Annotated in this window: 9 protein-coding genes, 7 tRNA genes and 2 rRNA genes; 15 read left to right on the top strand and 3 right to left on the bottom strand. The window is 51.7% G+C overall.

Annotated features, from left to right (window positions below; all coding sequences use genetic code 11):
* Positions 1-91 precede the first annotated feature (91 nt).
* The 10 genes from JRJ22_RS22980 (at position 92) to JRJ22_RS22935 (ending at position 4,715) form a co-directional block, all read left to right on the top strand.
* Positions 92-3,017, top strand: a 23S ribosomal RNA gene (locus JRJ22_RS22980).
* 147 nt (positions 3,018-3,164) lie between these two features.
* Positions 3,165-3,281, top strand: a 5S ribosomal RNA gene (gene rrf, locus JRJ22_RS22975).
* A 96-nt stretch (positions 3,282-3,377) separates the two neighbouring features.
* Positions 3,378-3,902 carry a DEAD/DEAH box helicase family protein gene (locus JRJ22_RS22970; protein ID WP_206101663.1) on the top strand — a complete coding sequence of 175 codons (525 nt, stop codon included), beginning with the start codon at positions 3,378-3,380 and terminating at the stop codon, positions 3,900-3,902.
* An 85-nt stretch (positions 3,903-3,987) separates the two neighbouring features.
* A tRNA-Glu gene (locus JRJ22_RS22965) sits at positions 3,988-4,062 on the top strand.
* A 66-nt stretch (positions 4,063-4,128) separates the two neighbouring features.
* A tRNA-Val gene (locus tag JRJ22_RS22960) sits at positions 4,129-4,204 on the top strand.
* Between the two features lie 34 nt (positions 4,205-4,238).
* A tRNA-Met gene (locus JRJ22_RS22955) sits at positions 4,239-4,315 on the top strand.
* Between the two features lie 4 nt (positions 4,316-4,319).
* Positions 4,320-4,397: transfer RNA gene (locus JRJ22_RS22950), tRNA-Asp, on the top strand.
* A 55-nt stretch (positions 4,398-4,452) separates the two neighbouring features.
* Positions 4,453-4,527: transfer RNA gene (locus tag JRJ22_RS22945), tRNA-Gly, on the top strand.
* Between the two features lie 6 nt (positions 4,528-4,533).
* Positions 4,534-4,610 (top strand) — tRNA-Arg (locus JRJ22_RS22940).
* A 26-nt stretch (positions 4,611-4,636) separates the two neighbouring features.
* Positions 4,637-4,715, top strand: a tRNA-Leu gene (locus JRJ22_RS22935).
* Between the two features lie 347 nt (positions 4,716-5,062).
* Here the strand turns inward: JRJ22_RS22935 and JRJ22_RS22930 are convergent.
* Positions 5,063-5,833, bottom strand: a complete 771-nt coding sequence (locus JRJ22_RS22930) for a DeoR/GlpR family DNA-binding transcription regulator (protein WP_206101662.1) — start codon at positions 5,831-5,833, stop codon at positions 5,063-5,065.
* Between the two features lie 302 nt (positions 5,834-6,135).
* On the opposite strand from JRJ22_RS22930, the gene JRJ22_RS22925 reads away from it, so the two are divergent.
* The 4 genes from JRJ22_RS22925 to fucU are packed head-to-tail and all read left to right on the top strand — an operon-like array spanning position 6,136 to position 10,508.
* Positions 6,136-7,902, top strand: a complete 1,767-nt coding sequence (locus tag JRJ22_RS22925) for an L-fucose isomerase (RefSeq protein ID WP_206101661.1) — start codon at positions 6,136-6,138, stop codon at positions 7,900-7,902.
* 28 nt (positions 7,903-7,930) lie between these two features.
* Entirely contained in the window at positions 7,931-9,367 is a 1,437-nt protein-coding gene (locus tag JRJ22_RS22920) for a rhamnulokinase (protein ID WP_206101660.1), read from the top strand.
* Positions 9,368-9,395: 28 nt separating this feature from the next.
* On the top strand, positions 9,396-10,046 hold the full coding sequence (locus JRJ22_RS22915) for a class II aldolase/adducin family protein (RefSeq protein WP_206101659.1): 651 nt from the start codon (positions 9,396-9,398) through the stop codon (positions 10,044-10,046).
* 21 nt (positions 10,047-10,067) lie between these two features.
* The gene (fucU, locus tag JRJ22_RS22910; protein ID WP_206101658.1) at positions 10,068-10,508 is read left to right on the top strand and encodes an L-fucose mutarotase; all 441 of its coding nucleotides are present in this window, start codon (positions 10,068-10,070) and stop codon (positions 10,506-10,508) included.
* Positions 10,509-10,658: 150 nt separating this feature from the next.
* Here fucU and JRJ22_RS22905 read toward each other — a convergent pair whose 3' ends face one another.
* The gene (locus JRJ22_RS22905; RefSeq protein ID WP_206101657.1) at positions 10,659-12,644 is read right to left on the bottom strand and encodes an alpha-amylase family protein; all 1,986 of its coding nucleotides are present in this window, start codon (positions 12,642-12,644) and stop codon (positions 10,659-10,661) included.
* A gap of 131 nt (positions 12,645-12,775) precedes the next feature.
* Here JRJ22_RS22905 and JRJ22_RS22900 point away from each other — a divergent pair, with 131 nt between their 5' ends.
* Positions 12,776-13,684, top strand: a complete 909-nt coding sequence (locus JRJ22_RS22900) for an AraC family transcriptional regulator (RefSeq protein ID WP_206101656.1) — start codon at positions 12,776-12,778, stop codon at positions 13,682-13,684.
* On the opposite strand, the gene JRJ22_RS22895 is transcribed toward JRJ22_RS22900, so the two are convergent.
* Positions 13,674-14,564, bottom strand: a complete 891-nt coding sequence (locus JRJ22_RS22895; protein WP_206101655.1) for a helix-turn-helix domain-containing protein — start codon at positions 14,562-14,564, stop codon at positions 13,674-13,676. The two genes, JRJ22_RS22900 and JRJ22_RS22895, sit on opposite strands and share 11 nt — an antisense overlap.
* Between the last annotated feature and the right edge of the window lie 30 nt (positions 14,565-14,594).

The following is a 14,594-nucleotide window of genomic DNA, read 5'->3' as shown; positions in this document are numbered from 1 at the left end:
AATTTGCGTTTTAGAACATTCTTTAAGCTGAACTTGTGTAAACAAGTTTCAATTATAGCAATGCTGGCGATTTTCCTAACGGAGAACGCATGGTTAAGCTAATAAGAGCACACGGAGGATGCCTAGGCGCCAGGAGCCGACGAAGGACGTGGCGAACAACGAAACTGCCTCGGGGAGCTGTAAGCAAGCTTTGATCCGGGGGTGTCCGAATGGGGAAACCCAGCTGTGGTAATTCGCAGTTACTCACACCTGAATACATAGGGTGTGTAGAGGCAGACCAGGGGAACTGAAACATCTAAGTACCCTGAGGAAGAGAAAACAATAGTGATTCCGTCAGTAGCGGCGAGCGAACGCGGAACAGCCTAAACCAAGGGGCTTGCCCCTTGGGGTTGTGGGACGTCTCACATGGAGTTACAAAGGAATATGGTAGGTGAAGAGGTCTGGAAAGGCCCGCGATAGAGGTAAAAGCCCTGTAACCTAAACTGTATTCCCTCCGAGACGGATCCCGAGTAGTGCGGGGCACGTGAAACCCCGTATGAATCCAGCAGGACCATCTGCTAAGGCTAAATACTACCTGGCGACCGATAGTGAAACAGTACCGTGAGGGAAAGGTGAAAAGCACCCCGGAAGGGGAGTGAAATAGAACCTGAAACCGTGTGCTTACAAAAAGTCAGAGCCCGATCTATGGGTGATGGCGTGCCTTTTGTAGAATGAACCGGCGAGTTACGTTTAACATGCAAGGTTAAGGTGAGAAGCCGGAGCCGCAGCGAAAGCGAGTCTGAATAGGGCGACTAAGTATGTGGACGTAGACCCGAAACCGTGTGATCTACCCCTGTCCAGGGTGAAGGTGCGGTAACACGCACTGGAGGCCCGAACCCACGTATGTTGAAAAATACGGGGATGAGGTGGGGGTAGCGGAGAAATTCCAATCGAACTCGGAGATAGCTGGTTCTCCCCGAAATAGCTTTAGGGCTAGCCTCGGTGAATGGAGTGGTGGAGGTAGAGCACTGATTGGGTGCGGGGCCCGCAAGGGTTACCAAGCTCAGTCAAACTCCGAATGCCATTAACTTCTTGCCGGGAGTCAGACAGTGAGTGCTAAGATCCATTGTCAAAAGGGAAACAGCCCAGACCATCAGCTAAGGTCCCCAAGTGTGTGTTAAGTGGGAAAGGATGTGGAGTTGCACAGACAACCAGGATGTTGGCTTAGAAGCAGCCACCATTGAAAGAGTGCGTAATAGCTCACTGGTCGAGTGACTCTGCGCCGAAAATGTAACGGGGCTAAACACACCACCGAAGCTATGGCTAGATGCTTTGCATCTGGGGTAGGGGAGCGTTGTATGTGGGTTGAAGGTGTACCGTAAGGAGCGCTGGACAGCATACAAGTGAGAATGCCGGTATGAGTAACGAAAAGATCAGTGAGAATCTGATCCGCCGAAAGCCCAAGGTTTCCTGAGGAAGGCTCGTCCGCTCAGGGTAAGTCGGGACCTAAGGCGAGGCCGAAAGGCGTAGTCGAAGGACAACAGTTTGAAATTACTGTACCACCGTAATCCGCTATGAGCGATGGGGTGACGCAGGAGGGTAGTGACGCGGACTGATGGATGTCCGTCTAAGCAGTGAGGCTGGTGTGTAGGCAAATCCGCACATCGTAAGGCTGGGCTGTGATGGGGAGCGAAAATTATAGTAGCGAAGGTCATGATCTCACACTGCCAAGAAAAGCCTCTAGCCAGGAGAAGGTGCCCGTACCGCAAACCGACACAGGTAGGCGAGAAGAGAATTCTAAGGCGCGCGGAAGAACTCTCGTTAAGGAACTCGGCAAAATGACCCCGTAACTTCGGGAGAAGGGGTGCCTCGGTAGGGTGAATAGCCCGAGGGGGCCGCAGTGAAAAGGCCCAAGCGACTGTTTAGCAAAAACACAGGTCTGTGCGAAGCCGCAAGGCGAAGTATACGGGCTGACGCCTGCCCGGTGCTGGAAGGTTAAGGGGAGTGGTTAGGGGTAACCCGAAGCTATGAACCGAAGCCCCAGTAAACGGCGGCCGTAACTATAACGGTCCTAAGGTAGCGAAATTCCTTGTCAGGTAAATTCTGACCCGCACGAATGGCGTAACGACTTGGGCGCTGTCTCAACGAGAGATCCGGTGAAATTTTAATACCTGTGAAGATGCAGGTTACCCGCGACAAGACGGAAAGACCCCATGGAGCTTTACTGCAGCTTGATATTGAATTTGGGTACGATCTGTACAGGATAGGTGGGAGCCGTAGAGGCAGGAGCGCAAGCTTCTGCGGAGGCGCCGTTGGGATACCACCCTGATCGTATCTAGGTTCTAACCTGGTACCCTAAGCGGGTACGGGGACCGTGTCAGGCGGGCAGTTTGACTGGGGCGGTCGCCTCCTAAAGAGTAACGGAGGCGTTCAAAGGTTCCCTCAGAATGGTTGGAAATCATTCGAAGAGTGCAAAGGCATAAGGGAGCTTGACTGCGAGACCTACAAGTCGAGCAGGGACGAAAGTCGGACTTAGTGATCCGGTGGTACCGCATGGAAAGGCCATCGCTCAACGGATAAAAGCTACCCTGGGGATAACAGGCTTATCTCCCCCAAGAGTCCACATCGACGGGGAGGTTTGGCACCTCGATGTCGGCTCATCGCATCCTGGGGCTGAAGTAGGTCCCAAGGGTTGGGCTGTTCGCCCATTAAAGCGGTACGCGAGCTGGGTTCAGAACGTCGTGAGACAGTTCGGTCCCTATCTGTCGTGGGCGCAGGAAATTTGAGAGGAGCTGTCCTTAGTACGAGAGGACCGGGATGGACGTACCGCTGGTGCACCAGTTGTTTCGCCAGAAGCATGGCTGGGTAGCTACGTACGGACGGGATAAGCGCTGAAAGCATCTAAGCGTGAAGCCCCCCTCAAGATGAGATTTCCCAATTAGTAAGACCCCTTGAAGACGACGAGGTAGATAGGTTGGAGGTGGAAGTGCAGTAATGCATGGAGCTGACCAATACTAATCGGTCGAGGGCTTATCCAAATTTCGAAGAACGCAGATTCGTTTGGGATTCAGTTTTCAGGAATCAAGTTCTGATTCATGAGACCCTAGCGGTTGACTGATAAAGACCTGATATTCAGCATTTGGCGATGCTGAGACCTGAATATGCATTTACGCTGTAAATGCCCGTTTGGTGGCGATAGCGGAAGGGTTCCACGCGTACCCATCCCGAACACGACCGTTAAGCCTTCCAGCGCCGATGGTACTTGGACCGAAGGGTCCTGGGAGAGTAGGACGCCGCCAAGCACTTAAGACCACTGTTGATACTATCAGCAGTGGTCTTTTGTTCGTTTTACGGATTAGTTATACTGGGAGTTATGAATAATCACGGGAGGGATGTTGTTGATTATTTGGATAAATGAAGCTTTTGGTTCCGGAAAGACACAAACTGCTGCAGAGCTGAACCGTAGAATAGCAAATTCCTTTATATTTGATCCTGAGAATGCTGGGGATTATATTAGTCAAAATGTACCGACAGGTATGCTCAAAAATGATTTTCAGGATTATCCGCTTTGGCGTGAAATCAATTATGCGATGTTAAAGCACATTGATTCTGAATATAACGGCACGATTATCGTACCCATGACGATTGTAGAACCAGCTTATTTTAGGGAATTGACAGGCAGGCTGCAAAATGAAGAAATTACAGTTCATCATTTCACCTTATGTGCTTCCCGGAAGACCCTGTTAAAGCGGCTTAGGAGCCGTGGCGAGAGAGAGGACTCTTGGGCTGCGCAGCAGATCGACAGATGCCTTAGCGGGCTACAACAGGCGTTATTCCAGCGGCATCTAGATACGGAGGCATTAAGCGTAGAAGAGGTCTCTGAGGCCGTTTTGTCTTCTTTAGGATGGCCTCAGAGTACATAGATAAAAAATAGGTAAATATAGTATTGCTATTTTACAGAATAATTGGTATAATATTTTTTGTTGTCACAAACGACATTGATGATATGGCCCGTTGGTCAAGGGGTTAAGACACCTCCCTTTCACGGAGGTAACATGGGTTCGAATCCCATACGGGTCACCATTTTCCTTAATAAAGATTGCTTTTATAAGGGATGTGTGATAAGATCATTAAGTTGCTTCTTTCAATGGAGGCTTAGCTCAGCTGGGAGAGCATCTGCCTTACAAGCAGAGGGTCGGGGGTTCGAACCCCTCAGCCTCCACCAGATGAACCATTGAGGAAGATAATACTTTTACTGACGCGGGGTGGAGCAGCCCGGTAGCTCGTCGGGCTCATAACCCGAAGGCCGCAGGTTCAAATCCTGCCCCCGCAACCAATTTGGAACCGTGGTGTAGTTGGCCTAACATGCCTGCCTGTCACGCAGGAGATCGCGGGTTCGAATCCCGTCGGTTCCGCCATTTAGATGGCTTCAGGGATATGAATCCCACAGTGTTATAAGAATACATACCGTGTGCGGACGTGGCTCAGCGGTAGAGCATCGCCTTGCCAAGGCGAGGGTCGCGGGTTCGATTCCCGTCGTCCGCTCCATTATTTGCGCCCTTAGCTCAGCTGGATAGAGCGTTTGACTACGAATCAAAAGGTCGGGAGTTCGAATCTCTCAGGGCGCGCCATTATTTTAAATAACAATTAAATTTATGCCGGCGTGGCGGAATGGCAGACGCGCTCGACTCAAAATCGAGTGGGAAACCGTGGAGGTTCGAGTCCTCTCGCCGGTATTATCAGACACAGGCTTACAATTTGCTTTCGGGCGATTTTGTAAGCCTGTTTTTATATTTATCACAATGTGTACCTCCGGGTACAGAAAGACTGCGAAAAGCTATAGACCTCCTTAGGTGTGTGGACCTGGTGGAATAGGGGGATGTGCATATGTTTTAATGTAAGCGTTATCTAAATTAGGGCTAAAGATTCTGCCTATTGGAGCTTTTTGAATACCATCCACAACAGCACTATAAGACAGGCTCCGACAGCGATAAGAACGAATGGAAACCACTGGGGAGCATGATAAGCAGCCAAACTTATCGATCCCATTGCAGGACTCACCCCCTTCCTGGTGAAGTATAGTTTACATCTCAGAACTGTAGAGAACGGATACCTGATAGGTATTCAGAAAAGCGATCCATTCTTCCGAAGGCTTCTGATCGGTCACAATGTAATCGACCTTATCAAAGCTGAAGAGCTTAATGAAGGCGATACGGTCAAATTTGGAATGGTCTACGAGCAGCACGACCTTACTGGCCTGCTTTTGCATTAGAATTTTTAGTTCGCTCTCTTCTTCGTTGGAATCACTGAGGCCTCCGGTCATAGACAGCGCTTTACAGCTGAATAGAGCTACATCCACATTGTACTTTTGTATGGACTGGGAAGCTGTGGGGCCAACGAAGGAGCTGGTTTCAGGCCCTAAAGTACCGCCGGTGGAGATGAGCTTGTGGCCGGAATGCTGGAACTCGGACAACACAGCCAATGAGTTGGTGATTATCGTTAGATTCTGTTTGGCTTCGGTAATTTTGCGTAAGGCTTCAAAAGCTGTTGTACTGGTATCGGTCATCAGACTGTCCCCGTCATTAATCAAGTCCAGCACATTGGCGGCAATAATGCCTTTGGCTTCAAGGTTGATCTGATGTCTGATTGCATAGGAAGGATCTTCATTGGTATGCGCATTCAAAATGGCGCCGCCGTAATTCTTTTTGGCCAGTCCTTCTTTATCGAGTTTGTCCAGATCGCGCCGGATCGTCTCTTCGGAAACCTGGAATTTTTGGGCGAGGTCAGCGACATGTACTTTTTTATGTCTATAAAGCTCGTTAATAATGAGGTCCCGCCGTTCAAATGCCTTCATGTCTAATCCACCTTTAATTATTTATCATTTAATATTCATAGTGTACTACAATTTACTAAGAGATAGTCAGGAATCAACATAAACTCCACACTATTTTTTTAATAATATCACATTAAACCACAAAAATATAAGATTATTATGTGGTTTGTTGTTGACTTCGTTGAATTTGGATTCTATTATTAACATGAACTTCATTTAATCAGTCCCAAAACATTAATGATAGCGCTTTATTCGCAGGATTGATTTTTTTTCTAAATGGATTTGCCGCAATATTCAACCACTTATTATGAGGAGGAACAGCAGTGGCAACAAATTATCCGAAGATTGGTATCCGGCCCACCATTGATGGCAGAAGACGCGGTGTCCGCGAATCGCTGGAGGTCCAAACGATGGGCATGGCGCAGCGTGTGGCTAAATTTCTGGAAGAAAAGCTTTTTTATCCGGATGGTTCTCAGGTGGAGTGTGTTATCGCTGATTCTACAATCGGCGGTGTTAAGGAAGCCGCGGCTGCCGCACAGAAGTTTGCAAGTGAGAATGTTGGAGTGTCTATTACTGTAACCCCGTGCTGGTGTTATGGTTCGGAAACCATGGATATGGATGCCACTATTCCTCATGCAGTATGGGGGTTTAATGGAACCGAGCGTCCGGGTGCGGTATATCTGGCTGCGGTATTGTCTGCCTATGCACAAAAAGGAATCCCGGCTTTCGGGATATACGGTGAGGATGTTCAGGATTCCGGCAGCGAAGAGATACCGGCGGATGTGCAGTCCAAGCTGCTGCAGTTTGCCAAATCCGCTTTGGCGGTAGCGTTGATGAAGGGGAAATCCTATTTGTCGATGGGCTCCGTCTCCATGGGGATCGCGGGTTCGATAGTTAACGAGCAGTTTTTCCAGGATTATCTCGGCATGCGCAATGAGTATGTGGATATGTCTGAATTTGTCCGCCGGTTTGAGGAAGAAATCTATGATCAAGCAGAATTTGAGCACGCACTGGCCTGGGTCAAGGAGAATTGCCGGATCGGAGCAGATAATAACCCGCCGGAGCTGCAAATCAGCGATGGGGAAAAGGAAAAGCAATGGGAGACATGTGTGAAAATGACCCTCATTGCGCGCGACCTAATGGTCGGTAATCCTAAGCTGGCTGAGCTTGGCTTCGAGGAAGAGGCGAACGGGCATAATGCACTTGTCGGCGGCTTCCAGGGCCAGCGGCATTGGACGGATCATTTTCCAAACGGAGATTTCATGGAGACCCTGCTGAACTCTTCCTTTGACTGGAACGGCAGACGCGCACCTTATATTGTGGCAACTGAAAATGACAGCTTGAATGGCGTAACCATGCTGTTCAATTATCTGCTCACGAACACCGCGCAAATCTTCGCCGATGTCCGCACGTACTGGAGCCCTGCCTCTGTAGAGCGTGTAACCGGATATACGCTGGAGGGAGACGCGGCAAACGGCCTATTGCATCTGATTAACTCCGGCTCCGCGGCGCTGGATGGAACAGGTGAGCAGAGTATTGATGGAAAGCCGGCGATTAAGCCTTTCTGGGAGATTACGGATGAAGAAGCGGATAGCTGTATCGCACAGACCCGTTTCCGCGCTGCATCGCAGGAATATTTCCGGGGGGGAGGCTTCTCTACAGATTATCTGACGAAAGGCGGAATGCCTGTTACAATGGCCCGTCTCAACTTGGTTAAGGGACTCGGTCCTGTACTTCAGCTTGTAGAGGGTTTCACCGTGGAATTACCCGAAGCTGTTCATAAGACGCTGGATGAACGGACTGATCCGACATGGCCAACAACCTGGTTTGCGCCGAAGCTGACGAATCAGGGCTCATTTAAATCTGTTTACGATGTCATGAACAATTGGGGAGCCAACCATGGAGCCATAAGCTACGGGCATATCGGCGCAGATCTGATCACGCTTGCATCTATTCTGCGGATACCAGTCAGTATGCACAATGTGCAAGAGTCACGTATTTTCAGACCGCGGGTATGGTCATTATTCGGTACAGAGGATCTGGAGAGTGCGGATTACAGAGCCTGCCGGAACTTCGGGCCACTGTATTAATTCCTCAAATGAAGCAGGTGCGGATAATATGAGCGATGCTATAAATTTGCTGGCGATGGATCTGGGGGCAAGCTCCGGCAGGGTTATGCTGGGCGTGTATGATGGTGAGAGTATTCACCTGGAAGAGATTCACCGTTTCGCTAATCAGCCGGTGCAGGCGGGCGGACATTTATACTGGGATGTTCTGAGGATTTTTCACGAAATGAAGCAGGGTATACGGAAAGCCGCTAAGGCTCAGCGTGCATTGACGGCTTTAAGCGTAGATACATGGGGGGTCGATTACGGCTACATTGACAGCCAAGGACAGCTGCTGTATTCGCCACACCATTACAGGGATCAGAGAACAGCTGCCAGTGCGGGCATCCTTGAGTCCCTATTGCCGCCGGAAGAACAGTTTCAGCTATCAGGCAACCAATCAGCCAGAATCAATACAGTGTATCAGCTGTTTGCCGATCTGCGAATCAGCCCTTGGCTGAGAGAGACTGCGGACAAAATGCTGATGATGCCTGACTTGTTCCATTACCTGTTCTCGGGTGTTGGTGTGGCGGAGCAGACGATTTGGAGTACAAGCGGCCTGCTGTCCGCAGGGGGAGCTGGACCTTCCCTGGAGGTACTGAACAGGCTGGGTCTCCCGGTTGAACTGATTCCTGCACCAGTTCCGGCTGGCACGGTCATCGGCTCTGTACTGCCTGCCCTGCAGGAAGAGCTTGGCATAGGTCCGCTCAAGGTGATAGCCGGAGCTTCACATGATACGGCTTCTGCGGTGGCCTCAATCCCCTATATATCCAAACCGGATGCCGCGTTTATCAGCTGTGGAACATGGTCCCTGGTGGGAATGGAGAGTGAGCAGCCGGTAATTACGGAGCTGGCCCGTGAATACGGGTTTACCAATGAAAGCTGCTATGGGGGCAGCAATCGTCTGCTGAAGAATATTACAGGGCTGTGGATTCTGCAGGAAACGCAGCGGGGCTGGGCAGATGCGGGTGAACCGGTGTCTCATCAGGAGGCTGCCCTGCTTGCACAGAGTGTTCATAGGACAGCGTATGCTGCACCGGTTATTGATCCGAATGATGCGCTCTTCAGTACACCTGGCGATATGCCGGGACGGATAGAGGCGTATTGTACCCGGACCGGGCAGACACAGCCGCAGACAAAGGCAGAGATCATTCTAACGATTCTGAACAGTCTGGCCTTCTCATACGCAGAGACGATTAAGGAGCTGGAAGCGCTAAGCGGACAAATCATCCGGAGAATTCATATGGTTGGCGGAGGGATCCAGAATGTTCTTCTATGCCAGCTTACGGCAGACGCTACCGGCAAGGAAATTGTCGCCGGACCTGTAGAAGCGAGTGCGATCGGGAATATTGCGGTTCAATTAACGGCCTTGGGAGCAGTTCATACCTCTGAGGTCAGAGAACTTGTGGCACGCTCCTGTACGCTTTCCAGTTATTATCCGGCTTTATAAATCACTCATTAAATAAAGGAGAGTAACCATGAATCATACTGAAGAGGAATTGCGGCTGCAAATTTGTGATATAGGCAGAAATCTGTTTAACAAGGATTTTATAGCCGCTAATGACGGCAACATTTCTGCGCGCCTATCGGAAACAGAGATTCTTACTTCACCGACCGGAGTCAGCAAAGGGTATCTAAAGCCGCATATGCTCGTAAAGGTTAATCTGCAGGGGGAGATTCTTGAAGCTGCGGAAGGCTACCGTCCGTCTACTGAAGTAAAAATGCACCTTAAGATTTATAATGAGCTGCCTGAGATGAAAGGCGTAGTTCATGCGCATCCTCCTTATGCAACTGCCTTTGCCATCAAAGGCGAGAGCCTGGACAAGATGATGATGCCTGAGTCTGTGATTGCCATGGGGGATATTCCACTGGCAGAGTACGGGACACCTTCGACGGAAGAGATCCCGGATTCGCTGATCCCTTTTCTGGGCAAGAAAACAGCAGTCCTTCTGGAGAGCCACGGTGCATTGACCTGGGGCAAGGATGTAATGAGCGCCTACCTGAACATGGAAAGGCTCGAATATACAGCTAAGCTGACGTTTATTACACGAATGATTAACGGTGAACGGGAATTGCCCCAGAACCGTATTGATGAGCTTGTTGCTTTAAGATCATTTTATGGAATGTAGCCCGGCTCTAGGAGGAACAACATGCTGAAGAAAATACCTAAGCTCCTGTCCCCCGAACTGGTTCGTGTACTGATGGAGATGGGCCATGGGGATGAGCTTGTGCTGGCAGACGCCAATTACCCGGGGCATGCACTGCATTCCAGAGTGTTGAGATACGATGGCATCGGGATTCCCCGGCTGCTGGATGCGATCCTTGAACTGCTTCCCCTGGATCATTATGCGGCGCACCAGGCGGCGTTCATGGCTGTGGTTGAAGGTGACAACACGGTACCGGTGATCTGGTCTACCTATGAAGACATTATCGCCAAACATGATGAGGCGGCAACCATCGAATACGAGGAACGCTTTGCGTTCTATAACCGCTCCAGGCAGAGTTATGCCATTGTAATTACGGGTGAAGAGGCGTTATACGGAAATATAATCATCAAAAAGGGTGTTATCAAACCGGAGGATAACAACTGAGATTCGTTACGGGCGAACGGTAATAGATACCCAGGTAGAAGGGTTTGATACGCGGATAGCGGATTAAAAAAAGGGAGGTTACAGAAGCCGGAGGCTGCTGCGACGTCCCTTTTTTTTATAAATCTACGGGCTCTCCCGCAATTATTTTGGCTACGCCAGCTCTATCACTGCCATCTGGTGATTCTCCAGGTAAGGAACCGTATACGAGAGTTCACCCTCCTGACCGGCCGTAAACGGCAGCTCTGTCATTGACGGGGCAAGATAGACTCGATGGACGGGGGCAGCGGTGGGGAGACGCAGACTGACGGAAATGTCCCGCAGCGGCACGATGTCTTCAATGACTTCAATGCGGCCTTTGAGTACGGGAGCGGCATAGAGCAGATGGTTCACATAGCGCCGCTCTGCCTGCTGGTACTGCAGGGTCGTTATTCCCCGGGCCGGCAGACTGGTACTCAGGGCTGGCTGCGGAAGCAGCCGGGAAAGGGCGTGGAGCACCATCTCTTTCAGGATGAGATGTCCGCCATCCGCATAATCGCTGAACACCTCCCAGGCAATATAGATTCCGTCTTCACTCTCGACCATGCCTGGACCCTTGTCTTCTCTGGTACCGGGGGTGTGCTGATGCGAACAAAAGGTGAAGACATCACGGTTGAAGTACGGATTCTCCAAGTGGCCCAGTGAATGACCGCCTTTAAGTTCCACTAGCTGGCCCTCGCTGTACACCACATAGGAAGCGGGCAACAGGGCACCGGGAGTGAAATGCGGACGGAAATAAGATGGCCGATACGGATTAACTCCCAGCCAGTTGATTCCGAGGTTTAGCGCAAAAGCATCCCCGGCCATGTTTAGACCCGAACGCCCTGTGGCCAGCACCTTGCCGCCTCCTGCCGTAAAGGTTTCTATGGCGCCGGCCAATTCCGGCCATACCGGCACCTCGTCCGGCAGAATCAGCACCTTGTAGGCGGTGAAATCACTGGACATATCCACGATGTCGAACAGGTAGTGGCCTTCAGTCAGCATGCGCACGACACCGGCATCGGCCAGATTGCGCTGCCCCTTCAGTTCGTGACCGCCGGGACAGGCCTCACGCGCCGCTTCCAGGGACAGGACCGCGATGTCGGCAACTGATTCTACCCCGCTGCACCAAGGCTCCTTCGCTTCTACCTCGGCGTAGGCAGCGCCGATCAAGGCGTAGGTTGCTTCGTCCATCCGGCCTGAAGGGTGAAGCTGGTCGCCGATGGAGCATTTGGCGCCGTGGGCGAGACTGAGTGCGGCCTCAAACCGCAGTGCGTTCGGATGCTTGTAGCCTCCGAATTCGCCCCACGACGTATGGAATTTGCCGGTCATGCCGAGAAATTCCATGCCCAGCGGCTGGGCGTACCGTGCCGACAGCGGGAAATGGTCATAGCCCCAGCCTCCGGTCGGGAGCGATTCCAGTTCAAGATGGCTGTTGACATGGACAAGATCACGGCGGCCCCGCTGCTGATGACCGTTGTTGTGATAGACCGGAAGACCGGGCTTCACGGCGTCGATAGTCTCCCTTACGCGGCGCGCATAGTTCAGATAAGTCGCTTCCCCCAAGGCAACTACGGATGTTTCGTCGCGGGGGTCCTGGCCGGCTGCCCGCAGTGCGGCTACACAATACTGGCAGCGGCATTTACGGGCGCCGACGATGTCGAGAAAGATGCCGTCTGCATCGTACCGGGAGACGACTTCATGGATTTGCGCCAGTAAAATGTCCAGATAAGGTGTGCCCAGGCAAAACTCGTGGTAACCCGGCGTCATAAAGTCCTTCACCCAGCGGGTCCGGTCCTCTGCATCACGGATCAGCCACTCGGGATGGCGGCGCGCCAGCTTCTCATCAAGACCAGCCGACAAATATACCGGTGTCCGGACCCCGATCTCGTGAGCCGCCGCGATCATTTCCCCCAGCAGGTCAAAGGAGAGATGCGGATGCATTTCATTGGCTTCACTGGGATGGTAAGCCCAGCCGTGATGGCATTTGGAGAACACGGTGATTGAATCTACATGCCCGGTACGCAGCATAGCTTGAAAATTGGCTTTGGAGAATTCCTGTCCTATGCCGGGAATAGCTTCGGAAGTATGGAAGTCGAGATGAACCTGACGAAAACGCATCGATAAACAGCCCCTTATATGGTTGGATGTAAAGCGGATTCCCAGTCAATGTACCTCTTTTCCGCCAGAGCAGCCAGTGATAATATAGACTTTGAATAGCACAAAATCGACTTGGACAGGAGAGATATACGGTGCTGTGCCTGGAATTCGCCATCCCGCCGCTGCCGCAGTTCGTCACGGTGGGACATGCCGTCTGGTCGCCGGGAGACCGGCATTTTGCCCGCACCTTCGCAGTGTACGATCTGCTGCTGGTCAAGCGGGGAACACTCTATATGACAGAACAAGATAAGGAATATGAGATTGGTCCGGGTAAGCTGCTTGTGCTGGAGGCGGGGCTGCCGCATGCCGGGCATAGAGCTTGTGCAGAGGATACAGAGATTTACTGGGTGCACTTCATCCACACTTGTAAGCCGGCTTATATCCGGCGGGAGGATATTCCCTGGCCGTCGCTGCTGGCCAAAGGTACGGTAGAGGATGAGGAGCCTTCGGCACAGCAGCGCCTGTACATGCCGAAGTTCGCCGATGTCGATGTAGAGGCACTGGAGCCGATTCTGCATGAGATGAACGAGATTCACAGCCGGCTGAACGCAGAAAATGCACTCCGGCTCCATCTGCTGCTGGCCAGACTGATGGCGGCATTGCAGGCGGAATGCGCGCGGACTGCCCTGCCGGAGCCGGCGGTCAGGCTTGCCCGGGCAGCAGCAAGCTATCTGGACGTTCACTGGAGGCAGCCGTTTAATCTTGCCGGGCTCGAGGAGGAGCTGCATTTCCAGGCAGATTATATTACGAGATGCATGAAACAGCATATCGGCACAACACCGCTGCAGTACGTGCTGCACCTGCGCCTGGAAGAGGCTAAAAAACTGCTGGGCGGTACGGTGCTGGGCATTTCCGAAATTGCCGAACGGGTAGGCATTCAAGATCCCAACTACTTGACGCGTCTGTTCCGTGCAAGGTTTGGGGTAACCCCCGGAGTGTACCGGCGGCGGCTTCGTCAGAGAGATGAGTCCGCTGCCGGTCCGGAGAGGTTCAAGGATTGACGGGGGATGCTTGCCCTGAATCCCGTATTTTCTCGCGGTATTCGCTGGGCGTGCAGTTAAAAACTTTGCGGAACTGGCGGGAGTAATAGTTCTGGTCGTGGAAGCCGCTGTCCATGGCCACTTGGGATATGGAGAGGTCGGGGCTCCGCAGCAGCGTGCAGGAATAATCCAGCCGTTTGCGGATGACATAATCCATAGGGGTCGTCTGATAGTTGCGGGTGAAGACTCTCAGGAACTGGCGGGTTGACAGGTAGGCCATGTCTGCCATGGATTGTAGGGTGATCGGCTGCAGAAAATGCTCCTCGATATAGGTAACCGTCTCACCGATCCGCAGCGCCTTGTTATCCTCGCGTCCGCTGCTGTTCTGATAATACCGTGACAGCATGCCTACGAGTGCGGTGAAATAGGTGCGGATCATTAGCCTATACCCTTCCTGCTGACGGTCATGCTCACCCAGAATATAATCCAGCAGCCGTGTAGCCTCCCGGAGCTGGCTAGCGTCAAGGGTGAGCATGCCTTTGAAGTACATCTCCTTCCGGTAGAAGGGCTCGATATAGAACAGCGCCTGAAAACCCGGCATCAGCCTGAGCTCAGACTGCTGCAGCAGCTGCTCTGGCTGGAACATCACGTTAACATATTCGATGCCGTCGACATTCTTGTAACCGTGGGAAACATTGCTGTGGATTAGAAAAACCTGGCCGGCGCTAACCGGATACTCCCTCCCTTCGATAATATGTACCGCGTTTCCTGACAAAATGACGACGAGCTCGGAGAAGTCATGGCTATGGACATAGTAGTCATGGGTCAGCGGACATTTCTGGATTCTGAAGGTGAAGCCGGGTTCAAGTCCGATGTCCCGCGCAAAAAGTTTGGTTGTCATGGCCATATTATGCTAAAGATGGTCGATATC

This window comes from Paenibacillus tianjinensis, assembly GCF_017086365.1.
Lineage (GTDB): Bacteria > Bacillota > Bacilli > Paenibacillales > Paenibacillaceae > Paenibacillus_AQ > Paenibacillus_AQ tianjinensis.
Note: the sequence above shows the minus strand (reverse complement) of the source record. Positions and strands in the feature narration are given on the sequence as shown.

Coding starts and splice junctions, on each gene's coding strand:
- JRJ22_RS22915 (WP_206101659.1), top strand. CDS start 9,396: ATGAATCATACTGAAGAGGAATTGCGGCTGCAAATTTGTGATATAGGC.
- JRJ22_RS22905 (WP_206101657.1), bottom strand. CDS start 12,644: ATGCGTTTTCGTCAGGTTCATCTCGACTTCCATACTTCCGAAGCTATT.
- JRJ22_RS22920 (WP_206101660.1), top strand. CDS start 7,931: ATGAGCGATGCTATAAATTTGCTGGCGATGGATCTGGGGGCAAGCTCC.
- JRJ22_RS22895 (WP_206101655.1), bottom strand. CDS start 14,564: ATGACAACCAAACTTTTTGCGCGGGACATCGGACTTGAACCCGGCTTC.
- JRJ22_RS22930 (WP_206101662.1), bottom strand. CDS start 5,833: ATGAAGGCATTTGAACGGCGGGACCTCATTATTAACGAGCTTTATAGA.
- fucU (WP_206101658.1), top strand. CDS start 10,068: ATGCTGAAGAAAATACCTAAGCTCCTGTCCCCCGAACTGGTTCGTGTA.